General features: G+C 53.2%; 17 protein-coding genes, 2 pseudogenes and 1 riboswitch. Of the genes and pseudogenes, 10 read left to right on the forward strand and 9 right to left on the reverse strand.

All coding sequences use genetic code 11. The features are described from left to right. Positions 1-351: 351 nt before the first annotated feature. From GNG29_RS01780 to GNG29_RS01795, 4 genes are all read left to right on the forward strand, one after another. Entirely contained in the window at positions 352-1,566 is a 1,215-nt protein-coding gene (locus GNG29_RS01780; protein ID WP_009652401.1) for an efflux RND transporter periplasmic adaptor subunit, read from the forward strand. Next, on the forward strand, positions 1,566-4,739 hold the full coding sequence (locus GNG29_RS01785) for an efflux RND transporter permease subunit (protein WP_009652455.1): 3,174 nt from the start codon (positions 1,566-1,568) through the stop codon (positions 4,737-4,739). The genes GNG29_RS01780 and GNG29_RS01785 overlap by 1 nt, the downstream gene beginning before the upstream one ends. A gap of 17 nt (positions 4,740-4,756) precedes the next feature. Beyond that, positions 4,757-6,226: an efflux transporter outer membrane subunit gene (locus tag GNG29_RS01790; RefSeq protein ID WP_009652383.1), complete on the forward strand. Its 1,470-nt coding sequence runs from the start codon at positions 4,757-4,759 to the stop codon at positions 6,224-6,226. Positions 6,227-6,592: 366 nt separating this feature from the next. Further along, positions 6,593-6,763: a heavy-metal-associated domain-containing protein gene (locus GNG29_RS01795; RefSeq protein ID WP_373887364.1), complete on the forward strand. Its 171-nt coding sequence runs from the start codon at positions 6,593-6,595 to the stop codon at positions 6,761-6,763. A 1,619-nt stretch (positions 6,764-8,382) separates the two neighbouring features. Here GNG29_RS01795 and GNG29_RS01800 read toward each other — a convergent pair. Then, positions 8,383-9,168, reverse strand: a complete 786-nt coding sequence (locus GNG29_RS01800; protein ID WP_016154445.1) for a MipA/OmpV family protein — start codon at positions 9,166-9,168, stop codon at positions 8,383-8,385. Between the two features lie 127 nt (positions 9,169-9,295). On the opposite strand from GNG29_RS01800, the gene GNG29_RS01805 reads away from it, so the two are divergent. The 4 genes from GNG29_RS01805 to GNG29_RS01820 all read left to right on the forward strand — a co-directional run bounded on the left by GNG29_RS01805 (position 9,296) and on the right by GNG29_RS01820 (position 15,427). Beyond that, on the forward strand, positions 9,296-9,991 hold the full coding sequence (locus GNG29_RS01805; RefSeq protein ID WP_009652481.1) for a response regulator: 696 nt from the start codon (positions 9,296-9,298) through the stop codon (positions 9,989-9,991). Then, positions 9,988-11,154: a cell wall metabolism sensor histidine kinase WalK gene (locus tag GNG29_RS01810; protein ID WP_009652412.1), complete on the forward strand. Its 1,167-nt coding sequence runs from the start codon at positions 9,988-9,990 to the stop codon at positions 11,152-11,154. The genes GNG29_RS01805 and GNG29_RS01810 overlap by 4 nt, the downstream gene beginning before the upstream one ends. Positions 11,155-11,255: 101 nt before the next feature. Beyond that, on the forward strand, positions 11,256-12,371 hold the full coding sequence (locus GNG29_RS01815; protein ID WP_009652501.1) for an efflux RND transporter periplasmic adaptor subunit: 1,116 nt from the start codon (positions 11,256-11,258) through the stop codon (positions 12,369-12,371). Next, positions 12,368-15,427: an efflux RND transporter permease subunit gene (locus GNG29_RS01820; RefSeq protein WP_016154444.1), complete on the forward strand. Its 3,060-nt coding sequence runs from the start codon at positions 12,368-12,370 to the stop codon at positions 15,425-15,427. The genes GNG29_RS01815 and GNG29_RS01820 overlap by 4 nt, the downstream gene beginning before the upstream one ends. 168 nt (positions 15,428-15,595) lie before the next feature. Here GNG29_RS01820 and GNG29_RS01825 read toward each other — a convergent pair whose 3' ends face one another. From GNG29_RS01825 to GNG29_RS01850, 6 genes are all read right to left on the reverse strand, one after another. Continuing rightward, positions 15,596-15,856 (reverse strand): cation-transporting P-type ATPase, encoded by a 261-nt coding sequence (locus GNG29_RS01825; RefSeq protein ID WP_016154443.1) that lies wholly within the window; start codon positions 15,854-15,856, stop codon positions 15,596-15,598. A gap of 109 nt (positions 15,857-15,965) precedes the next feature. Continuing rightward, positions 15,966-16,340, reverse strand: a complete 375-nt coding sequence (gene crcB / locus GNG29_RS01830; protein ID WP_016154442.1) for a fluoride efflux transporter CrcB — start codon at positions 16,338-16,340, stop codon at positions 15,966-15,968. Positions 16,341-16,374: 34 nt separating this feature from the next. Further along, a complete protein-coding gene (locus GNG29_RS01835) occupies positions 16,375-17,010 on the reverse strand; it encodes a 2,3-bisphosphoglycerate-dependent phosphoglycerate mutase (RefSeq protein WP_223175621.1) in 636 nt (211 codons plus the stop codon). A 377-nt stretch (positions 17,011-17,387) separates the two neighbouring features. Beyond that, positions 17,388-18,674, reverse strand: a complete 1,287-nt coding sequence (eno, locus tag GNG29_RS01840; protein WP_009652415.1) for a phosphopyruvate hydratase — start codon at positions 18,672-18,674, stop codon at positions 17,388-17,390. Between the two features lie 15 nt (positions 18,675-18,689). Beyond that, entirely contained in the window at positions 18,690-19,118 is a 429-nt protein-coding gene (locus GNG29_RS01845) for a universal stress protein (RefSeq protein ID WP_009652460.1), read from the reverse strand. 3 nt (positions 19,119-19,121) lie between these two features. After that, the gene (locus tag GNG29_RS01850) at positions 19,122-20,084 is read right to left on the reverse strand and encodes a DHHA2 domain-containing protein (protein ID WP_009652407.1); all 963 of its coding nucleotides are present in this window, start codon (positions 20,082-20,084) and stop codon (positions 19,122-19,124) included. 42 nt (positions 20,085-20,126) lie between these two features. Then, positions 20,127-20,201: riboswitch (Fluoride riboswitch) on the reverse strand. Positions 20,202-20,317: 116 nt separating this feature from the next. On the opposite strand from GNG29_RS01850, the pseudogene GNG29_RS23495 reads away from it, so the two are divergent. After that, a pseudogene (locus GNG29_RS23495) lies at positions 20,318-20,461 on the forward strand (Tn3 family transposase); the annotation flags it as partial. Positions 20,462-20,581: 120 nt separating this feature from the next. On the opposite strand, the gene GNG29_RS01860 reads toward GNG29_RS23495, so the two are convergent. Further along, positions 20,582-20,794 carry a YdgH/BhsA/McbA-like domain containing protein gene (locus GNG29_RS01860; protein ID WP_009652456.1) on the reverse strand — a complete coding sequence of 71 codons (213 nt, stop codon included), beginning with the start codon at positions 20,792-20,794 and terminating at the stop codon, positions 20,582-20,584. A 290-nt stretch (positions 20,795-21,084) separates the two neighbouring features. Here GNG29_RS01860 and GNG29_RS01865 point away from each other — a divergent pair, with 290 nt between their 5' ends. Beyond that, on the forward strand, positions 21,085-21,435 hold the full coding sequence (locus GNG29_RS01865) for a DUF3147 family protein (protein ID WP_016154441.1): 351 nt from the start codon (positions 21,085-21,087) through the stop codon (positions 21,433-21,435). 284 nt (positions 21,436-21,719) lie between these two features. Here GNG29_RS01865 and GNG29_RS23245 read toward each other — a convergent pair. Continuing rightward, a pseudogene (locus tag GNG29_RS23245) lies at positions 21,720-22,358 on the reverse strand (ISNCY family transposase); the annotation flags it as partial. Positions 22,359-22,385 lie beyond the last annotated feature (27 nt).

Consider the following 22,385-nt stretch of genomic DNA (forward strand, 5'->3'; position numbering starts at 1 on the left):
GGGAGAAGGGAGAAGGGGGAAGGTCTGGCGTGAGTCTTCAGCGGTGAGCTCAATTGCTGCATGGGTCACTACCTTCGCCATATCTTGAGCATACTACCGGAGTAGTCCAGCAACAAAGTGGCCGAACTACTTCCATGGAACGTGGTTCTTCCCGATAAATAATCGTCAATACGGCGCTCGTTTAACGCTTACACATTAAATATTAATTAAGCCTGATTGGATGTTTTTCATTTTTTTTAATTGGTGTGCTTGACCTTCCAGTAACATCAACCTTTAGCCTTGTAAGAAATTGCTACAGCGCCGTTTTCGGATGGGCCGGGGCTGCCTGTGGCGTATGAAAGGATCACTGTTATGAAAATGAAAATTGGGGTTCTGATTGTGTCGGCCGCAATCATCGCCACTGCCGGGATTGCGTTTGCCCGGGATAGTGGCGGCAACGATGAGCCGGCCGCAGCGGCCGCACCTATGGCTCCCCAGGTTCCCGTAGCCGAAGTGCTCTCGCGTCAGATAGTCCCTTCGGCAGAGTTTACCGGTTCATTGGCGGCCCCAAAAACCGTAGAGCTACGCCCACGCGTTGGCGGTACCATCGACGCTGTCAGCGTACCTGAAGGCAGCATGGTGCGTCAGGGGCAGCTGCTGTTCCAAATTGATCCTCGTCCATTCCAGGTGGCTCTTGACAGCGCGCAAGCACGACTCAAGCAGGCAGAAGCGCTGGCTATCCAGGCCAATCGCGATTTTGAACGAGTTGGTCGGCTGGTGAACAATGGCGCGGTATCCCGGAAAGATTACGATGACGCCGCTTCTACACGTCATGCTCGTCAGGCTGAGGTGCAGGCTGCAAAGGCCGAGGTTGCGGCGGCGAAACTGGACTTGTCTTATTCGCGCGTGGTGGCACCGATTACCGGCCGCGTGGATCGCATGCTGGTGACTGAGGGAAATCTGGTCAGCGGCGGTGGTACGGGATCTGCGACGCTATTGACAACGATTGTTTCCGTCAATCCGCTATACGCTTACTTTGATATTGACGAAGCGACGTTCCTTAATTCAGTCAGCAAGGCACGTCCTGACGCAGTTAACAAGGTGGAAGAGCGTTTACCCGTGCATGTTGGGCTGGCGACAGAAAAAGGTTTCCCGCATCAGGGAACGCTCGATTTTGTCGGGAATCAGATCGATCGTAGTACCGGTACTGTCAGGGTACGTGCCGTAATCCCTAACGACGATGGGAAACTGACGCCAGGTGCCTTTGCCCGCGTGCAGCTGGCCACCGGTGCGGCACATCAGGCGATTCTGATTGACGATCAGGCGATAGGGAGCGATCAGGGACGCAACTATGTCCTGGTGGTGGGTGCGGATAATAAGGCGCAGTATCGCCCGATTGAGCTGGGCGCGGTGGTTGATGGTTTGCGCGTGGTCAAGAGTGGCCTGAAAGCCGGTGAGAACATTATTATCAAGGGGCTGGTGCGTCCCGGTATGGCGGTGACGCCGCGTTTGACCCCGATGCAGGCTTCTGGCGCGTCGGTTAGCGAGGGGGAAAAAGCCGGCTCCGTTGAAGGGGGAGGCCAATAATGAAATTCCCACACTTCTTCATCCAGCGGCCTATTTTCGCGATTGTGTTATCGGTGTTTATGCTGATAGCTGGCGCTCTGGCTTTCTTTCAGCTTCCGCTGAGTGAATACCCATCGGTAACACCGCCTACCGTGCAGGTTTCGGCAAGCTACCCTGGTGCTAACCCTAAGGTGATTGCTGACACCGTTGCTGCTCCACTGGAACAGGCAATCAACGGGGTGGAAGGCATGTTGTACATGAGTTCCCAGATGTCTGCCGACGGTCGAATGGTCTTGACGATTTCATTCCGGCAGGGAACCGACCCCGATATTGCGCAGATTCAGGTGCAGAACCGGGTTTCTCGGGCCTTGCCGCGCTTGCCGACTGAGGTGCAGCAGATCGGTGTCGTGACGGAGAAAACGTCACCGGATATCCTCATGGTTGTGCATATATTTGCACAGGGCGATCGCTACGATCCGCTTTATGTTTCCAACTATGCCATGTTGAACGTGCGTGATGAGCTATCACGCTTGCCAGGTATTGCCAGCGTCACGCTTGGGGGCGAGGGTGAATACGCGATGCGCGTCTGGCTGGATCCGACCAAAGTCGCTTCCCGCGGTTTGACGGCCAGTGATGTGACCGCAGCAATTCGTGAGCAGAATGTCCAGGTCGCGGCCGGTTCTGTCGGTCAACAGCCGAACAGCTCCTCAGCCTTCGAAGTCAGTATCAATGCCCAGGGGCGTCTGACCACCGTTGAGCAGTTTGGCGATATCGTGATCAAAGCTGGCGCTGACGGGCAGGTTACCCGCCTGCGCGATGTTGCGCGTCTGGAATTGGGATCGGACAACTATTCCCTGCGCAGCCTGCTGGACGATAAAAATGCCGTGGGTATGCACATCGTTATGACGCCAGGCGCCAATGCGCTGGACGTCTCTGCCTCGGTTCGGGCGACGATGGCGAGGCTGCAGGCCAACTTCCCGGAAGGTATCGAATACCGTATCGCTTATGACCCGACAGTGTTTGTCAGCGCCTCGTTGAAATCAGTGGCAATGACGTTGCTGGAGGCGACGGTGTTGGTGGTACTGGTGGTGATGCTGTTCCTGCAAACCTGGCGGGCTTCGATCATCCCTCTGGTCGCGGTACCTATTTCGTTGGTCGGTACTTTCGCCCTCATGTATTTGTTCGGCTTTTCGCTCAACACGCTGTCGTTGTTTGGTCTGGTGTTATCGATTGGTATCGTTGTCGATGATGCCATTGTGGTGGTTGAAAACGTCGAACGGCATATTGCACAGGGCCGTTCTCCGAAAGAAGCGGCAAGAAGGGCCATGGACGAGGTGACTGGCCCTATTTTAGCCATTACTTCCGTTTTGGCTGCTGTGTTTATTCCTTCTGCGTTCCTGTCAGGATTGCAGGGGGAGTTCTATCGCCAGTTCGCGCTGACCATCGCCATTTCGACGATCTTGTCTGCGATCAACTCGTTGACGTTGTCGCCGGCGCTGGCATCGGTTCTGCTTAGACCCCATCAGGATATGGCGCAGGCCGACAGGTTGACGCGCATCATGGATCGCGTATTCGGTGGTTTCTTCCGTCGCTTTAACGCTTTCTTCGATAGATTGTCGAACAACTACGTTGGCGCAGTCCGCCGGGCCGTACGCGGCAGTATCATCGTGCTGGTGCTGTATGCCGGTTTCCTGGGCCTGACACTGTTGGGGTTCCAGCAGGTTCCTAACGGTTTTGTGCCCGCTCAGGACAAATACTATCTGGTTGGGATTGCTCAATTGCCTTCCGGCGCCTCGTTGGATCGCACGGAAGCCGTAGTGAAAGAGATGTCCCGAATTGCGCTGGCGGAACCTGGAGTGGAAAGCGTCGTGGCGTTTCCTGGGTTGTCGGTAAACGGCCCTAACATGCCTAACTCCGCATTGATGTTTACCATGCTGAAACCCTTCAGTGAACGTAAGGATCCTTCGCTGTCTGCCGAGGCTATTGCCGGTAGCCTGATGGGGAAATTTAGCCAGATACCTGACGGTTTTGTCGGGATCTTCCCGCCACCACCGGTACCGGGGCTGGGCAGCATGGGAGGATTTAAACTCCAGATCGAAGACCGGGCAGGGCTTGGCTTTGAAGAGCTGACCCGTGTTCAAGGGATGGTTATGGCGAAGGCCATGCAGGCTCCTGAACTGGCAGGGATGATGGCCAGTTTCCAGACCAACGCACCTCAGTTGCAGGTTGATATCGACCGCGTCAAAGCCAAGTCTCAGGGCGTCGCACTGACCGATATCTTTGATACGTTGCAGGTGAATCTGGGGTCGCTGTATGTAAATGACTTTAACCGCTTCGGTCGTACGTATCGGGTGATCACTCAGGCGGATGCGCAATTCCGTATGCAGCCTGAAGATATCGGGTTGCTTAAAGTGCGTAATGCCGCGGGTGACATGATCCCACTGGGAACGCTGGTGAACATTACCCGTACCTCTGGACCAGACCGTGTTATGCGTTACAACGGTTATCCGTCGGCGGATATTACCGGTGGCGCAGCGCCTGGCTACTCCTCCGGACAGGCAACGGCAGCTATTGAGAAGATCGTTAGTGAAACGCTGCCTGAGGGAATGACATACGAATGGACCGATCTGACTTACCAGGAGAAGCAGACTGGCAACTCGGCGCTGTATATCTTCCCGTTGGCGGTGTTCCTGGCGTTCCTGATCCTGGCCGCACAATACAACAGCTGGTCGCTGCCGTTTGCGGTGCTGTTAATTGCCCCAATGGCATTACTTTCCGCGATCGCCGGGGTTTGGCTATCGAATGGAGATAACAACATCTTCACGCAGATTGGTTTTGTGGTGCTGGTGGGACTGGCGGCGAAAAACGCAATCCTGATCGTCGAGTTCGCTCGCGCCAGAGAGAGTGAAGGCGTCGATCCTCTGGCTGCTGTGCTGGAGGCCGCTCGCCTGCGTCTGCGCCCGATACTGATGACCTCGTTGGCATTTATTGCGGGGGTTGTGCCTTTGGTGATCGCGAGCGGTGCCGGTGCGGAAATGCGTCATGCCATGGGGATTGCCGTGTTTGCCGGGATGCTGGGGGTGACGCTGTTCGGACTCTTGTTGACGCCAGTGTTCTATGTCGTGGTCCGTAAGCTGGTTATTCGCCGGGAAATCAAGCAGGCACAGCGGGCAATCAGTGATTCACGGCCATGACGGGCGGAGAGAGAATAATGAAAGCAGAGTATGAAATGAACCATCGTATTAATAAACTCTCGGTGCTGGCGATGGCGCTGGTATTGGCCGGTTGTACTATGGCGCCGGACTACGAACGGCCTTCTGCACCAACGAGCTCAAGCTATCCTTCGGGAGCGGCTTATGCTCAGGGAACAGTTTCAGCGGCTCAGACTGCCGTGGCTGATATCGGTTGGCGCGATTTCTATCGTGATCCGTTGTTGCAACAATTACTTGAGGTCGCGTTGGCAAACAACCGCGATCTGCGCAAGTCGGTGCTGGATGTTGAGGCCGCGCGGGCTCAGTACCGGATCCGTCGTGCCGATATGTTGCCAACACTGAATGTGGATGCGGGCGCTACCGTGCAGCGTCTGCCCGCAGATGTCAGCCCGAGTGGTACAACGCAGATAACGCGGAGTTATGACGTTAATGGTGCGGTGTCAGCCTGGGAGCTGGATTTGTGGGGACGGGTTCGTAGCCTCAGCGATCGGGCGCTGGCAACGTACCTGGCGTTGGATGAAACACGGATTGCGGCAAGGCTGAGCCTGCTCGCTGAGGTGACAAACGCTTATCTGACGTTGCGTGCGGATCAGGAGTTGCTGCAACTGGCTCACGATACGCTGAGCACGCAAAAGAGGACTTACGCATTGACCCAGGCGCTGTTTGATGCGGGTAATGCAACGCAAATTGATTTGCGGCGCGCAGAGATTGCGTTGCGTACTGCGGAAGTCAGTCAGGCTGCTTATACGAGGGTGGCGGCGCAGGATCGCAATGCACTGGTTTTGCTTTTAGGGCAGCCATTGACGGCCGAACTCTCGGCCAGCCTGGATAAGGCGAATACCTTGCCCGATGACATCATCCCTTCCGCGTTGCCGGCGGGCTTGCCGGCAGAATTGCTGGTGCGTCGTCCGGATGTCCGTGCGGCAGAGCAGCAACTGCGTGCGGCCAATGCCAATATCGGGGCCGCTCGCGCGGCATTTTTCCCGGCAATCAGTTTGACAGGATCGGCTGGTACGGCCAGTTCGAGTCTGGACGGGTTGTTCGAGCCGGGGTCAGCGGCCTGGAGTTTTGTTCCGCAAATCTCGTTGCCTATTTTCCGGGGAGGCGCTCTGCGCGCCAATCTGGACCTAGCCCAGGTACAAAAGCGCATCGAAATTGCGAATTACGAGAAGGCGATTCAGGTTGCCTTCCGCGAAGTGGCTGATGGCCTGGCGGGCAGACAAACCCTGGACGATCAATTCCGTTCAGAACAATTGTTGGTGCAGGCCAGCCAGGCTAACTATGAATTGGCCTCACAGCGCTTCCGGGCCGGTATTGACGATAATCTGGCGGAGCTTGACGCGCAACGAGCGCTGTTCAGTGCACAGCAAACTCTGGTTCAGACCCGACTGGCGCGAATGAGCAATTTGGTCAATTTGTATAAAGCGCTGGGGGGCGGATGGACAGAAAGCTCTCCGGCTAAGCCATAACTCTCCGGGCAGGTTAACGCCACTGTCTGGCGATAAGGTCGGCAATACGTGGGTGGAGGGATAAAACCGCCCGCGTATTGCATTGTCGTAGGGATAAGGGGTTACGGCGCGGCAACCACTTCTTTTACTGCGAGGACTGCTACGTCTTCGTCTTGTTGCCCGACAGCCGGCAGAAAGCACAACTGAACGGTTTACTTGAAATACTTTGGGGCAGTATATATCCCCACCTCAGGTGAAACGCTTAGTCAGAGAATATAAGCACGAAAATTTTTGGCGATAGGGCTTGACCTTACAACGGTGGCAAGTTCTATCATTGAAGTTACTACAACTAAATAGGATATATATATGCAATTACATCTAGAAAATATGACATGCGGCGGATGTGCCCGGACAGTGACTAAAGTGATTCAAAATATTGATCCTGAGGCAAGTATCATAACTGATCCACCGACTCGTAAGATCGAAGTGAAAACTTCTTTATCTACTGAACAAGTTGCTAATGCTTTACGTGAGGCAGGTTTTCCTCCGAGAGAGTAGTTAACTAAAAATGGTTACCTCCCCGCTGTGGTAACCATTTTTTATCATGTATCCTTACGGTTAGAAGTATTTCTGTTATTATTATGCACCATGGTGGGGTGTTTAGATGTCTTGAGTTGTAGTTTTGATTTAATATGTCTATTACTTAACTCACTAATTTTTTCTCTATGTTAAATGTATTGTGTTCAATATTTATGTGTGATTTACTAAATCATCGGTTTTTTCTTTTAAGGCCTCATTAATGTATCATGTGACGTCAAGTATTTGTGGAGGGAGTATTTGGTTTTTTTTAAATATATTAAGAACAGGGTGGTATGCCAAATTTATCATCATAAAAAGTAAGAAGAGCGAAGTATACGTAAACCAAACGCTGTAAGTTTAAGCATGCCATTTTTGTTCCATGCACTTCTTGATAGCTCCGGGTTTTCAGTCATCAGCCGATACCTCTTCCTGTATCAGGTTATTCAGAGATTCATGAGGCCGCTCGTTATTGTATTACCTCAGCCAGCATAATGTAATTCTCCCGTACCTCATTCTGAGTTCTAAATAGATTAAAATCCAGTATTTATGTCCGATAGCGGCGGTTAAACAGTTCTGCTTTGCATTAGTAACCCGCGTCCCCGGTAGGCGTTGATACGATATGCTTCCCGCAGAGAATGCACCGACTGGTATTTCTGTGCCGGCCTTAGAACTTTTGCTTCAGCATCTCCTGAAGCATCTCCTTGTCCACACTCAGGCCAGCCACCTGTTTCTTCAGTAGCTGATTTTCATCCTCCTGCTACCGCATGTGATTCAGTTCTGAATGAGAAATATCGCCTTATTCCTTACGGTATGTAATGGGATTGTCAGGGCATCGTACAATAGCGTGTTCGACAGCGTGATGAACTACTATCCAGAAGAGCTTGACCGTACGTTCGAGATAATTCTCGATAGCGTGGAGGCTCATATAAAGGTCTATGTGTCGGTCAAGAATCTTGATGCCAGTATGGCGGTAGAAGTACTCAATGAAGTAATATCAGCAAATATTATTGCTATCTAAAAATCAAAGAGACTGATATGTTAGTCTTAAAATAATAGTCAGTTAGAGACTCAACGGACGGAACAAACTAGCTGGCAGTTCGTACTATGCCCATACTATTATGGAATGACGATATTCAATTTATGTCAAATTTTTCAAGTATTCATTCGTCAATTCTGGTTAAGCTGGGATTCGGCCCATCTGACATGTGATGTCGTAGTTTTCCTGATATTTTCGTGGTCATTGTTTATGGGGGGGAGAAGAACCTCGGCGCAAAAGACTGTCGGTGCGGTCTTATTTAAGGTGCTAGGGTTTTCTTTCGCTATACATGATTTTATACTAGCGAGAATATAGATAAAGGATTTGGGAATGTAATGAATTTTAATGCTGTCCTCATATGCTATTATCCTGCGCTTATAATCCACTCCACTGAAAGTGTAATAGTACATGCTCCTGCTCGTAATCTTCCGGTGATATATCACTCAGGGCTTGAAGCCATTTCCAAGCCAGTAGATGACTCGCAAAACATCATCTGATATCAACATTCAAATATATGTTTCTGATAGTCCACTTTTCGGAGACTCTGCCAGTTCCTGGCGTGTCAGAATGTCCAGTTGATACCAGCAAAACCGCTGATATTGTCTCGCGCTGACACAACAGGACTGTCACTGGTTTTATCCGCAAGCCAGGCATATGAAGCGCCCAGTAGGGTGCCCCAGTGTTCATTAAACTGATGCTGCCAGCTCAGGGTAGTCTGCGTAGCATAAAATCCTGCGCTACGGTTGTATTCCCGGAAACCGGTTGTGCGGCTCTGGGCAGCATTAACGCCGTACCAGGTGTTAATGTACCGGGCGTCACCAAAAAGTGCCGCGCCCTGCAGGGCAACCGTATCTGTGTCGTTCTGCCAGGGCACGAGCGTCAGCGAGGCCTGGTACTGTACCCCCTGTGAATCCGTCAGCGGCAGAGTTGCACGGATTTCCGGGGTAAACCAGCTGTTCACCTGCCAGCCAACAGCAACCTGCGTGTTCAGTGCACCACGGATGTTTCCCATTCCTTTCAGTTTGTCAGAACCATCGCGCCACGATGAATTTTGATCGGCACGGCCAAAACTGTATCCGAACGCATTTTCAAAATAGAGGCCATTATCCGTCTGCAGGTCATAACCGATACCTTTTGTTGAGTCGAAGAAAAACGCGCCTTTACGGACCTGCAGGGAAGGCATCACTGTCCAGTGCTGCTTATCCGCGCCACTGTAGCGGGGGGCGTTTTCTCCCATTATCCCCACCGTCACTCCATCCTGATTGCCGCTGTCGGCAATAGCGGACCCGCAGGTCGCTGCCAGCAGGATCACTGTACACCCTGTTACAGACGAATACGTTGCCATCATATATCCCTCGTTTTATGTTTATGCATTACGGTAAGCTGTGACCCGCCCGGCCACCCGCAGTGGATTATGACGATGCTTTATCAAGACTCAGCGTGGAAACCATCAAGAAACCATCAAGGCAGAATGAATGAACACAAAACGTATTCTGATTATCGAGGACGACCGGGATGCGGCGAATGTGCTCGAAGCCTATCTTCGCCGTGAAAACTTCGGGGTCATACTGGCCCATGATGGAAAAGCAGGACTTGAAGCCGCCCTTACCCAGCATCCTGCACTTATTCTGCTTGATATCATGCTGCCGGGTATGACCGGAACAGAAATACTCAGCCGGCTGCGCCGCGAATCCGATGTTCCCGTGATAATGGTCACCGCAATGGGCGAGGCCCCGGACCGTATCGGGGCCTTACGCTTCGGTGCGGATGATTATGTCGTCAAACCTTATGATCCGGGTGAGGTCGTGGCCCGGGTGCAGGCGGTGTTACGGCGTGGGGCGGCAGCGCATGCTAGCGCTGAAAATTATCGCCGGGTGGGGGCCGTTGAACTCAACCGGGACACCATGTCAGTCGCTGTTATTCACGATGAAAACCGGGTGCACCTTGAGCTGACCCCCACCGAGTTTTCACTGCTGGACATGATGATGACCCGCCCCCGGAGCGTCTGTTCCCGTCAGACGCTGCTTGAACACTGCCTGCCGGAAAGTGATGCGCTGGAGAGGGTGGTTGATACACACATCTATAACCTACGCCGCAAACTGGAAAAAGCGGGGGTCAGCGGTGTGCTGACCAGCGTGAGAGGGATCGGTTACCGGTATCTGCAGCCATGAAAAAAAGAGAGTCCCGTTCATTATGGCGCTGGATTTGCGTCAGGGTGTTGTCGCTGGCGGCCGGCAGTGTCGTGCTTATCGCCCTGTGCATGTGGCTGCGTTTTGCCCTGCTGGATGCCTGGGTACAGCATCGGATGCCGGAGGCGGTACGACAGGAATTTCTGCATCTGCGGGAAAATCCCGATCTTAATCGCATCCGTTACCATGAAATTATTGATGACTGGTACGGACTGCAGTTCTCAGATCCGTCCATTGCGTCAACAGACTGGCTGACGCTGGGAGGGCTGGTCCTGTTTGTGACACCGCTGATAATTATGCTCGGTTTGCTGGCCGCCCGGCCTCTCGCCCGGCAGTTCGGTCTGCTGACGCGAGCCTCCGCAGCGATAGCGCAGGGGCGTTTTACCACTCGCTCAAAAATGGATGCAAGTGCGCCCTCTGAATTGATGTTGTTTACGCAGAACTTCAATACCATGGCCGAAAGACTTGAACGTTATGACCGGGAATTACGGGCATCTCATGTTGCAGCCGCGCATGAACTGCGCTCTCCACTGACGGCCGCGGTGGGCCGTCTACAGGGAATGATGGACGGCGTATTCCCGGCTGATAAAGCGCAGATGAATATGGTGATGAACCAGCTCCTGAGCCTCAGCCGTCTGATTGATGATTTGCACCTGCTCTCACTGGCTGATGCAGGGCAGCTTACGCTGAATAAACAACGCTTCTCACCCGCCGGATTACTGCAGGAAAAGATTGCCTGGCTACGGCCACAGGCTACCGCCGGGCATTTCGGTTACGACACGGATATCCCTCCGGGAGAATGTTGTGCGGACCCGCTGCGAATCGGACAGGTCTTTACCATTTTAATGGAGAACGCACTGCGTTACGCGACGGAAGGCGGGAAGCAAACGATACAGGGTTCCGTTCAGTCAGGCTACTGGACGTTCTCCTTCCGGGATTACGGCGCGGGCGTCGAACCGGATTTTCTGCCGGTGATGTTTGACCGGTTTACCCGTTCTGATGTTTCCCGTTCCCGTCATTCAGGAGGCAGTGGACTGGGTCTGTCGATTGCCAGAGCCATTTGTGAGTCTCACGGCGGAACGCTGACCGCCAGTATCCCGCAAGAGGGGAACGGACTCCTGTTTCGGGTGAAACTGCCCGTATGAGTTTTCTTTTTCACTTTTCTTGACCAAATCTTGATGGTTCGTCGAACGTATCTGGACACACCTGCGGTTTACTCATGGCAGCATTTTTTCCGGAGGCTGCCATGCCATCATATTCATTCATCCCCCTGATAGCGTCTTTGCTTTTCTGGCGACGGGGCTCAGCCCTGGTTTTCGCCCTCGCCCTGCAACTGACCGGCTGTGATAATGAGCCGGTATCCCGCCATGTCCCACCAAGACCGGTGATGACCACGGAGGTATCTGCCGGCAATCATGGCGGACAGACGCTGATGACCGGTGAAATATTGCCCCATGAAGAGACGATTATCGGCTTCCGTACCGATGGCCGGATGGTGAAACGACTCACGGATGTGGGGCAGTCAGTGGTTGCCGGGCAGGTACTGGCTGAACTGGATGATACCGATTTGCGTAATCAGTACCGCAGTGCTCAGGCGGCAGTACAGGAAGCCGAGGCAAGCGCCAGGCTTGCTGAGATAAACCTGCGACGCATGACGCTGCTTGCCCCGCAGGGTGCGGTTGCCCGGGTTCAGCTTGACGAGGCCCGCACAAACCGCGACACGGCAACAGCAAAACTGCAGAGCGCTCAGGCCGACCTGAGCAGTGCAGCGGACCGTCTGGGGTATGCGCGACTGCTCTCACCGGTTACCGGGGTGGTCACCACCGTCAGCGCCGGTCCGGGACAGGTAGTGACCACCGGACAGGAAATCCTGCGGGTGGCGCAGTCAGGGGCCCGTGATGCGGTCTTCAGCGTACCGGGGGCTCTGGCTGACACCCTGAAACAGCAGCAGACACTCACCCTGCGTATGGCGGATAACCCGTCGGTGTCGGTAACCGGAACGCTGCGTGACATCAGCCCGCAGGCCGACACACAGACCCGGACCTGGCGGGTACGCTATGACCTTGAGAATGCACCCGCGGTAATGGCTATGGGGGCGACGGTCACCGGGTCATTACCCCTGGGCGGCAGTGAAGTGTTTCAGGTACCGGCATCTGCCCTGACGAGGAAAGAACAGAAACCGGCAGTGTTCGTGGTGGACACCGGCAAAAATCGCCTGCGCCTGACACCCGTTGACATTGCGGCCTATATGACCGATTCGGTGCTCATCCGCAAAGGGCTGACAGCCGGTGAACAGGTGGTCACTGCCGGGGTCAGTCAGTTACGTGACGGGGAAAACGTGCTGACGGAGAACCAAAAATGAAAAATGTTATGCACGCTTCCGGCGGTTTTAATCTTTCTGCCTGGGCACTGGCCCACCGACAACTGGTGGCTTTTCTGATGCTGATGGTCACGGTGACAGGCGTCATGAGCTTTCTAAATCTGCCGCGCAGCGAAGATCCGGCGTTTACCATTAAGACCGCCGTGGTGTCGGCACAGTGGCCGGGCGCAACGGTAAAAGATACCGTCAGTTTCGTCACCGACACGCTGGAGAAGAAGCTCCAGGAAATCCCACATCTGGATTATATCGAGAGTTACACGCGTCCGGGCTCGTCGGTGATTTTTGTGAACCTGCGTGATGACACACCGCCGTCAGAGGTTGCGGGTATCTGGTATAGCGTGCGGAAAAAGATGGACGACATCCGGGCATCCCTGCCGGACGGCACCACCACCCCGGCCGTGGATGATGAATTCGATGATACATACGGCACAATTTATGGCTTCACGTCGGACGGCTTCACTCCCCGGCAGTTACGCGATACCGTCGATGATATCCGGACATCTCTGCTGGCTGTTCCGGGAACAGGGAAAGTTACGCTGCTGGGTGACAGCGAACAACAGGTGGTGATTGCTTTTGATCCACTGAAACTGTCGGGAATGGGACTCGATCTTCAGCAGGTGACGGCGGCTCTGCAGGCACAGAATGCCGTCACGCCCGCCGGACGTATCCGGACATCACAGGAAAATATGTCGGTGGAAGTCAGTGGCGCCTTCACATCCGTGGACAGCCTGCGGCAAATTGTGCTGCATACCGGAAACCGTTTTATCCCACTCACCGATTTGGCCACGGTCACACTGCAGCAGGCAGATCCGCCCTCACCGGAGTTTAGGGTTAACGGTAAACCAGCACTCGGGCTGGCGATTTCGATGGCTCGCGGTGGAAATATTGTTGATTTTGGTCGGGCGCTGAACGCGACGATGGACAGGATCCGCACGCATCTTCCTTACGGGATCAGTGTGGAGAAGGTGGCAGACCAGTCGGCCGTAGTCAGTGACGCGGTGGGAGGATTCGTCCAGGTGCTGGTTGAGGCCGTTATTATTGTGCTGGCCGTTTCTTTTGTTTCGCTGGGCAGCCGGGCAGGTCTGGTGGTCGCCGTGGCCATTCCGCTGGTGCTGGCCATGACATTTACCGGGATGGAACTGGCCGGAATAGGGCTACAGCGAATCTCCCTCGGTGCCCTGATCATTGCACTGGGACTGCTGGTTGATGATGCCATGATCACCGTAGAAGCCATGGTGTCGCGGCTTGAGGCTGGCGATGCCCTGAGTGTGGCCGCCACGCAGGTATTTCGTACCACCGCGTTCCCGATGCTGACGGGGACACTGGTGATGATTGCCGGATTTATACCGGTGGGATTTGCGGCATCGAGCGCAGGAGAATACTGCTACTCCCTGTTTGTGGTGGTACTGACAGCGCTGCTGAGCTCATGGCTGGTTGCGGTTCTTTTCTCGCCGCTTACCGGCGTCTGGTTACTGCCGGAACAGCATTCACATCAGTCACATAAGCACAGTTTCTTTCACCGTCATTATACCCGCCTGCTCGACCGGGTGATGCAGCACCGGCGCAAGACACTCGGTTGTGCCCTGGCGATACTGATATTGTCCGGGGGCGGAGCCCTGCTGATGCAGGGTGAGTTTTTCCCAGCGTCCGATCGCCCGGAGCTGCTGGTGAGCCTGACTCTGCCGCAGAATGTCAGCCAGGCACAGACGCACCGCGACGTCCTGAAGTTTGAAGCGAAGTTGCGCGATAATCCTGATATTGACCATTACTCAAGCTACATCGGTTCCGGCGCTGTGCGTTTTTATCTGCCGATGGATGTTCTGCTGCAGAAAGAGAACATTGCCCAGCTGGTCGTAGTGGCGAAAAATGAAGCGGCGAGAAACCGGCTGCAGAAACAGCTTGAGCAGATCCTGTCGAAAGATTTCAGTACGCTCACAACCCGGGTATCCACACTGGAGCTGGGCCCTCCGGTGGGCTGGCCGGTCAGATACCGGGTATCCGGGCCGGATAATACCCGTGTACGTGAACTGGCCACGCAACTGGCAGGGATGATTGCCCGCAATCCCGATACCCGGGGTGTCAATCTGACGTCCGGTGAACCGGAGCGGGTCATCCGTCTGCGGGTGGATCAGACGCAGGCGCGTGCCACCGGCATGACGTCTCAGTCACTGGCAGGAACGCTTGCCACGCTGTTTTCCGGAACCACCGTGACCACCCTGCGCGACCGTAACCGCCAGATTGATGTGGTGCTGCGGGGAAATGAAGCCTCACGACAAAACCCGGCGTTACTGAATGCTCTGATGCTGACATCATCGACCGGGAATAAAGTTCCCCTGGGACAGGTCGCCACGCCAGAATGGACGCTGGATGATCCGGTTATCTGGCGTCGGCAGCGGTTGCCGTTTATCACGGTTCAGTCGGATACCGCGCCCGGCGTTCGTGCAGAGACCGTGTCATCGGCACTCTCTCCGGTGGTTGCCGGTTTCCGGGAGAGTCTCCCGCCGGGTTACAGTGTGGAGGAAGGTGGAGTGGTTGTGGAATCGGAGAAAGGAAACAGCTCAGTGTATGCGGTATTGCCTGTCACGCTGATGGTGATGCTGTTACTGCTGATGATTCAGTTACAACGCTTTTCGTCGATGCTGCTGGCCCTGCTGATGGCACCGTTTGGTTTGCCTGGGATAGTTGTGGCTATGCTGCCTTTTGGCATACCGATGGGGTTTGTGGCGCTGCTGGGGATCATTGCACTGGCCGGGATGATCATCCGTAATGCCGTCATTCTTATTAGCGAAGTGGATGTGGGGATGAAAAATGGTTTCACTGCGGATGAGGCGATCAAAGTCGCCGCGCTGCACCGTTCACGCCCCATCATGCTGACCGCTTCGGCGGCCATTCTCGGGATGCTGCCGATTGCCCGGGATGTTTTCTGGGGACCGATGGCATTTGCCATTATTGGTGGGCTGCTTTCAGCCACACTGGCAACGCTGACACTACTGCCGGCAGCAATAAGTCTAATCTTTCACTGGAAACCGTATCCCTGACGAGTCCTGCCGTATCATCGCCTAGTGCTTCGACTAATGATTGCAACCCGCGGATATGGGGATGACCGTCGCTGCCGGTTGCGACTGCTAGGATCATGGCGCCGGACGCCGCCATGACCTGCTGGATCGTGGTGAACTCAGGAGGGGATTCGGCGTGTGAGACAGCGACTATCTGTGACCTCCGAATGAGGTGAATGGATGGTTCGTCGTTGTCTGAGCGCGCACTGGTTCAGTCGTCTTTCCCAGAACCACTTCAAGTACCAGCGCAATTTCGAGCATCCAGGGGATGGGACCCAGCAGACGTTTGAGGATAGCACGCACCTGGTCCGGAGGCTGTTCACGCACTTCGTTATAGCCACATTGACCCAGCCGGGTCTGCACCTCGGCTTCGGAAAGTCCCTTCACGATATTCTCAGGGAGCATCTCCATACACCCTTCTCCGGAAATACCTGACCCGGCAGGTCAGGTATGTTGTTATGGCGATAAAATGAAAATCTGCCGGAGACATGGCGCGGTTAAGTGTATGGCGCATATGCTTTTACAGCAGTGTCATCACAAAGAAACCAGTGGCAGTCATCAGAAGCGAGCCAGTTACGTGCGTCAGTACGGAAATGACAGCCCATGCATAATTGCCATTCTGAAGTAACACCACCACCTCAGCAGAAAAGGTGGAAAAGGTTGTCATACCGCCACATATGCCGGTGGTAATAAAAAACTTCCAGGCGGGATCAAGGTGAGGCTGCCGGACAAAAAAGGCCAGTGCCATACCGATGATAAATCCGCCAACCAGATTAACCACCAGGGTACCAGGTGGAAGATTGGGGAAAAGTGCATTGAGACGCATGGACAGTATCCAGCGGATCACACAGCCGATCGATCCGCCTATCACCACCGCGAATAATGATTTGTACATACCACCTCGCTGAAATCAGGGCACCATCAGACCGTCATTCAAGGGAATAACGTGCGGTGATGGCCCGTTTTTCATTCATTTCATACAGTACGGGGATTCCCGTCAGGACATGCAGATCGGGAACCTTATTTTCATCAATCTGCTCAATAAACATGGTCAGCGCACGCAGTGTATTAGCATGACTGACCAGCAACATGGTTTCGCCACTGGCGACGCGCAGGACAATGACGTGGTGCCAGTAAGGCAACAACCTTCGTTGCGTCATTTCCAGACTTTCTCCCCCCGGCAAATCCGTCAGGGACACATGACGATAACGTGCCTCACGATGAAGTGAAGCAGGTGCATCCGGCAACGGAGGGGAGATACCACGATAGCTCCTCCGCCAGTGATAAACGATTTTCTGGCCAATCTGTTGAGTGGCTTCATCTTTGTTCATTCCCTGAAGCGCACCGTAATGACGTTCATTTAACCGCCATGATTTGTCCACCGGTAACCACAATTGATTCAGCGCTTCCATTATCAGCCAGAGCGAATGAATTGCCCGGTTCAGAACGGATGTGCAGGCTCCATCTATGATTGTAGTGGCACACTGATTCCGGACCGTTTTATCAGGTTTGCTGCGCGCCGGGTTTCCTCCACTCCTTTCAGCATCAGCGGGACATTTTCCCATCCGGTAAAACGATTTTGCGATTCAACTAACTTTCGCCATGGCGGAGTAAAATAATTTTCCCCATAACAACTACCTGTCTGTCACCCACAACTGAACCGGAAGGACCTGAACCCGTTGAGTTGTTTGTACTGATTACCCGGATTTACCTGGACTCCGGTCAAGGAGGTGACGCATCAGAAGATGGGCACCGCTCCCGATGAACAGCGCGATTACAACGGCACTGGTATCATCCGGCAGTATATTAAAAAAGGCATCAGCGATCAGGAAAACCAGACAGTTTGCCTGGATCCCCGTTGCTGTTACAGTATGAGTATTTTTCCGTTCACAGAACCACCCTACCCCTTCCCGTATCTGAGCATACGGGAAGGGTGACGGAATCAGCGTTTTTTGAAGGCGGCTTTACCGGCGAAGATGGCGGCATCACCTAATTCATCTTCAATACGCATCAGTTGATTGTATTTCTCAATGCGCTCCCCACGGCTGGGTGCACCGGTTTTCAGGTGACCAGCCCGCAGGCCGACGGTCATATCTGCAATGAAGCTGTCCACGGTTTCCCCGCTCCGGTGCGAAATAAAGGTTCCCCAGTTGTTATCCTGACACAACTGGACGGCTTCGATGGTTTCACTCAGGGTGCCTATCTGGTTCAGTTTGATCAATGCGGCATTGGCCAGGTTTTCATCGATACCTCGCTGGATATATTTCACATTGGTCACAAAGATATCATCGCCAACCAGCTCAACTTTATCGCCGAGCGCGCGGTGCAGGAGCTGCCAGCCGGCCCAGTCGTCTTCCGCAAGGCCATCTTCAATCAGGACTATCGGGAAATCCTTCACCAGTTGCTCATAGTAGCGGGTCATTTCGTCGGCGCTGAGCCGGGTATTTTCGGTACGCAGGGTATATTTCCCATCGACGTAGAATTCACTGGAGGCCGGATCCATGCAAATAACGATATCTTCGCCTGGGCGGTATCCCGCCTTGCTAATTGCCTCCACGATAAGCTCCAGCGGCTGACGGTTTGAGGAAACGGCCGGTGCAAAACCGCCTTCATCGCCCACGCCGGCGGATAAACCTTTTTCCAGCAGGACCTGACGCAGGGCCTGGTAGACCTCACTGCCCCAGCGAATAGCTTCGCGTACGGAAGAGGCTCCCCATGGTGCAATCATAAACTCCTGAAAATCAGCGCCCTGCCAGCGGGCATGAACTCCGCCGTTAATGATATTCATACAGGGAACCGGCAGCAGATTCGCGCCGACGCCACCCAGATAGCGGTAGAGCGGGGTAGAGGATAGTTGTGCCGCCAGGCGGGATACTGCCAGCGATACGCCAAGGATCGCATTAGCACCCAGCCGGCCTTTGTTTTCTGTGCCATCAAGGGCAATCAGACAGTTGTCGATTTCTTTCTGGCGGCGTACATCGTAGCCCTGCAGGGCATCGTTAATTTCGGTATTGACGCACTGGACCGCATCCTGAACACCTTTACCGCCAAAACGTGTCTTGTCATCATCGCGATGCTCGATGGCTTCACGGGAGCCGGTGCTGGCACCGGAAGGAACGGAGGCACGGGCCATACTGCCCCCTACAGAAGTCACTTCAACCTCTACGGTCGGGTTACCGCGGGAATCCAGAATTTCTCTTGCGATGATACATTCAATTTCAAAGCTCATAAGTTTGACCTTCTTTTAAGGGGCTGGAATATGTTTAATCAGAACATCAACAGAAAGGTGATTGATGAATTCGAAAGAAAAGGAGGAAAAAACCCCGAACAGGCGGTTTTCATGCCCCAGCATGACCAGATCGATATCTTCATGCTGAACAACGGCCTCAACGTCCCGGAAACGATGGATGCTGACGATGGACCTGACGTTGATATCAATACTGCTGGACTCCACCAGACGGCTAAGCATTGCCTTTGCATCAATAACTTCGCGGGACTGACGGTCTTTGGTTAATGAGTCACTGGTATAATCCAGTTCCCTATAGTCAGCACTGAGATGCCCGACAGTAATACGGGTGCCCATCTCTTTTGCCAGACGTTCTGCCTGCTCAAGCAACAGCAGACCATCGGTTTCATTCTGTACAAGTAACAAGGCATGCCGGTAAATTTGCATAAATCACCTCTTATAAGAAGCGAAGCGGTTGGTCAGCCAGGGGAGGATTTCTTTTTTCCGGCTTGTCATGCCGGGCAGCGATACCTGGCGGGAGCCTGTCAGGCTGCTGTCTGAAAAAAGCAAAACGGAGTTCCGGCTGGTAATGTCTGTCACCATCAGGATCACCATGTCCAGCACGCTGTCCTTGCAGGTTTTATCCATTTCCTGCAGTAGCTCAGGCAACAGGGGAGTAATATCAGCCATGTCGCGGACCTCAATTTGTGACAACAACAGCGGCACATCATGGATCCGGTAATTTTTGGCGTCACGATTGAGTAAAACCGACGCGGATTGCCCGGTTATATCTGTTTTGGCTCGCAGCAGCCCTGTCACAAACTGGTCATAATCGATACCGGCGATTTCCCGCAAAACAGCCACGGATTCCTGATCCTGAGTGGTGGTGGTGGGACCCGTCAGCGCAACGGTATCACTGAGGATCGCCCCCATCAGCAACACAGCCTGAGCGGCAGTCAGCGGCATCGGAATGTCATGCATGAGAATTGAGAGAATTACTGTTCCGCAGCATCCTACCGCCCGCACCCAGACATCCGGTGGATTGCGGGTAACAAGGGTACCAATACGATGATGGTCAATGATGCCGATGACGTTGCTGTCCATCAGCGAAGACGGTCCCTGCTCTGCATCCGTAAAATCAACCAGCCATACGGTTTTATCTGTCAGATCGACGGTGAGTAAATCGGGTTGTGAAACACCCGCAGCGTTGAGGATATAACGGGTTTCCGGGGTGATATCCCCCAGGCGCCAGGGCGTTGCGGGACGACCGGTGTAATTAAGCCAGTCAGCCACAACCAGCGCGCTGCAAATAGCATCGCTGTCAGGATTTCGATGACCGAAGACATAAATCGGATTATCTCTTTGAAAAGAGAGAGATTCTGCGGTAAGCGGTAATGTGGTTTTATTTTGCATAGCTATACCTGACATACATGCCTATAAGAGGACAACTTCATCTGTATATCAGGCGCCATCATCCGGTGTTGAAAAACCGGCGGTTGGGAAAGGTGGAGCACCATCACCTTGTAAATCAATCTTATATGGGCCTTTGCATTAAATCAATATTTATTGTTGGCCCTCGGTTTCGTACACACAAGTACATCCTGTCCCGCCAAAAACGTTTACAATAGTGCGCCGAATGAAGCAATTTATACCTTCTTAATTATATTTATGATGAGTATTATCGCCGACGTATCCTGACTCAGCTTAACCGGAGAGAAGGTCGTAATGCAGTGGCTAGGGCAATCTGTTATGGCCAGCGTGGTGAGATCAGAAAACGTTACAGTGAGGGATTGCGTGTGAGGTCGCCAGCGGAACCAGATGCATCCCACTGGGGGACAGCCAGTCCGGCTATTTGCTCTGCGACCATCTCTTGCGTTAACTGGTCAGGTTCAGGGTAGTACAGTCCCGGGTTACTTATCTAGGACTGCAGTCATGCGGGCAAAGTTGTTCTGGTCAGCACTGGTGATGCGGTAGGACGAAGCACCGGATTCCTTGGCGATAGCGGCAATTTTCGCTTCCGCGTTGCTGAGTGTGTCAGCAGTAACACTGACTGACTGGGCGAAGCCAGAGAAAGAGACTACGGAGAGCATACTGGCAGCAACAAGCAGTTTGATATTTTTCATGGTCATATTCCTTGGGTTATCTGGTCATCTGGTGATACCGGCATCATCGCCGTCTCACCTGTTGATGTGCATTAAAAACCCTGTAGTAAATACAGGGTCAATAAGTTATTTTGTAAATTATTGTTGGCTGTGTTTTTTCGTTTTCATACAACCCAGCTCTTGAAAGAGCCTCACCGTGGCTGACGAGGCATGAGAAAATACGGCCGTAACAGACACCGCGAAACCGGGATTGCGCTGGGGAGATAGGTCGGTGCAGGGCCGTTAACTTACAGGATTAGTGAGGGTTTATGATGTTATGGCTACTGATTAAGTACGCGATCACCGCCGGAATGGTTGTTTTTATCTCTGAAGTTGCCAAGCGTAGTGATCGGCTTGGTGGTCTTGTCGCCGCGCTTCCCCTGGTTACTGTGCTTGTGCTCGTGTGGATGAAGCTGGAAGGACAGAGTCAGCAAAAAATAGCCAATCATGCGTGGTATACATTCTGGTATGTAGTGCCGACACTACCTATGTTTTTACTATTCCCTGTTTTCTGTCAGCGATTTGGCTTTTGGATCACGCTGGGTAGCTGCTGCGTCGTAACCGTCCTTATTTTCTTTTTGTGGGCCAGTGCGTTACGCCGTTTTGGCATAAATCTGATGTGATAATGTACGCTGTTGTGAAGCCAACTGCACTATTGCCGGAGGAAACACCGACTAACTCCGAACCATATCAGGCTTTTTAACAGGATAAGAGAGTTTTCAAGGGGGCCGGCTTCCTGCCGGAAGCGCGGTTCTTTCTGTCAAAGACAAATTCAGATGTTCTGGGGAGGTGCGGATATTACAACTATTATACTCGCTGTCTTTCCTTATTGATAATGTCACCCTGATTTCCCGGTTTTAAATGTCACTTTCTGCTGATTTCTGATGAAGAAAAAAGGGCAGTGAGCTCATTTTTTCAGGCTTGATTTGAAAAGAGAGGGTTCAGCCAGAACCGGATTGATGGCTCTGAGCTGAGCCTGAATCTGTGCCCGCCTTTTAGGCATACTCTGGCTGCGCCTTTCTTTTTCCTGCGGCTTCAAGCTCATCCTGTTTTTCCTTCGCCAGCTTCAGCACCGCGTCAAGCCTTTTGTTATCAACGATGCGCCCCTGACTGATGCAGTCCAGCTTATCGAACATCTGATATTTCAGTGTTCTGTTTCCATGGCGGAATTTGAGCGTACCGTCCGTATAATCAAAAGCGAGGATTTCTTCTCCGACTATGCGTGAGTTTTCGTCAGTGGGATCAACCAGATAAAGGATTTTTTCATACTGAAAAGTCAGTGCTTTTGAGAGCGTCCGAAGCGTCTGCCAGGCGAAAATGTCGTCCAGTTCCAGGTGGCTCTCTAGACCGTGCGGTGAAGGTTTTTCGGGTATTTTGCCAGTCTGGCAAAGCGGTGGTTGAAGTCGCTGATGAACGTTTCGATCCAGGCGTTGGCGGCATCAATGCAGGTGATATTCTCCAGGCACATCTCCTTAACCAGCCGCTCCTGCAGCGTCAGGTTGGCGCGCTTAACGCGGCCCTTGGCCTGAGAGCTGTTGGCACAGATACCCGCCAATAGTGGACACGCGACTAA

The organism is Leclercia sp. Colony189 (assembly GCF_009740165.1).
Lineage (GTDB): Bacteria > Pseudomonadota > Gammaproteobacteria > Enterobacterales > Enterobacteriaceae > Enterobacter.

Coding starts and splice junctions, on each gene's coding strand:
- GNG29_RS01790 (WP_009652383.1), top strand. CDS start 4,757: ATGAAAGCAGAGTATGAAATGAACCATCGTATTAATAAACTCTCGGTG.
- eno (WP_009652415.1), bottom strand. CDS start 18,674: ATGAGCTTTGAAATTGAATGTATCATCGCAAGAGAAATTCTGGATTCC.
- GNG29_RS01820 (WP_016154444.1), top strand. CDS start 12,368: ATGAAAAATGTTATGCACGCTTCCGGCGGTTTTAATCTTTCTGCCTGG.
- crcB (WP_016154442.1), bottom strand. CDS start 16,340: ATGTACAAATCATTATTCGCGGTGGTGATAGGCGGATCGATCGGCTGT.
- GNG29_RS01815 (WP_009652501.1), top strand. CDS start 11,256: ATGCCATCATATTCATTCATCCCCCTGATAGCGTCTTTGCTTTTCTGG.
- GNG29_RS01835 (WP_223175621.1), bottom strand. CDS start 17,010: ATGGGAAAATGTCCCGCTGATGCTGAAAGGAGTGGAGGAAACCCGGCG.
- GNG29_RS01825 (WP_016154443.1), bottom strand. CDS start 15,856: ATGGAGATGCTCCCTGAGAATATCGTGAAGGGACTTTCCGAAGCCGAG.
- GNG29_RS01805 (WP_009652481.1), top strand. CDS start 9,296: ATGAACACAAAACGTATTCTGATTATCGAGGACGACCGGGATGCGGCG.
- GNG29_RS01780 (WP_009652401.1), top strand. CDS start 352: ATGAAAATGAAAATTGGGGTTCTGATTGTGTCGGCCGCAATCATCGCC.
- GNG29_RS01860 (WP_009652456.1), bottom strand. CDS start 20,794: ATGAAAAATATCAAACTGCTTGTTGCTGCCAGTATGCTCTCCGTAGTC.
- GNG29_RS01850 (WP_009652407.1), bottom strand. CDS start 20,084: ATGCAAAATAAAACCACATTACCGCTTACCGCAGAATCTCTCTCTTTT.
- GNG29_RS01865 (WP_016154441.1), top strand. CDS start 21,085: ATGTTATGGCTACTGATTAAGTACGCGATCACCGCCGGAATGGTTGTT.
- GNG29_RS01795 (WP_373887364.1), top strand. CDS start 6,593: ATGACATGCGGCGGATGTGCCCGGACAGTGACTAAAGTGATTCAAAAT.
- GNG29_RS01845 (WP_009652460.1), bottom strand. CDS start 19,118: ATGCAAATTTACCGGCATGCCTTGTTACTTGTACAGAATGAAACCGAT.
- GNG29_RS01800 (WP_016154445.1), bottom strand. CDS start 9,168: ATGATGGCAACGTATTCGTCTGTAACAGGGTGTACAGTGATCCTGCTG.
- GNG29_RS01810 (WP_009652412.1), top strand. CDS start 9,988: ATGAAAAAAAGAGAGTCCCGTTCATTATGGCGCTGGATTTGCGTCAGG.
- GNG29_RS01785 (WP_009652455.1), top strand. CDS start 1,566: ATGAAATTCCCACACTTCTTCATCCAGCGGCCTATTTTCGCGATTGTG.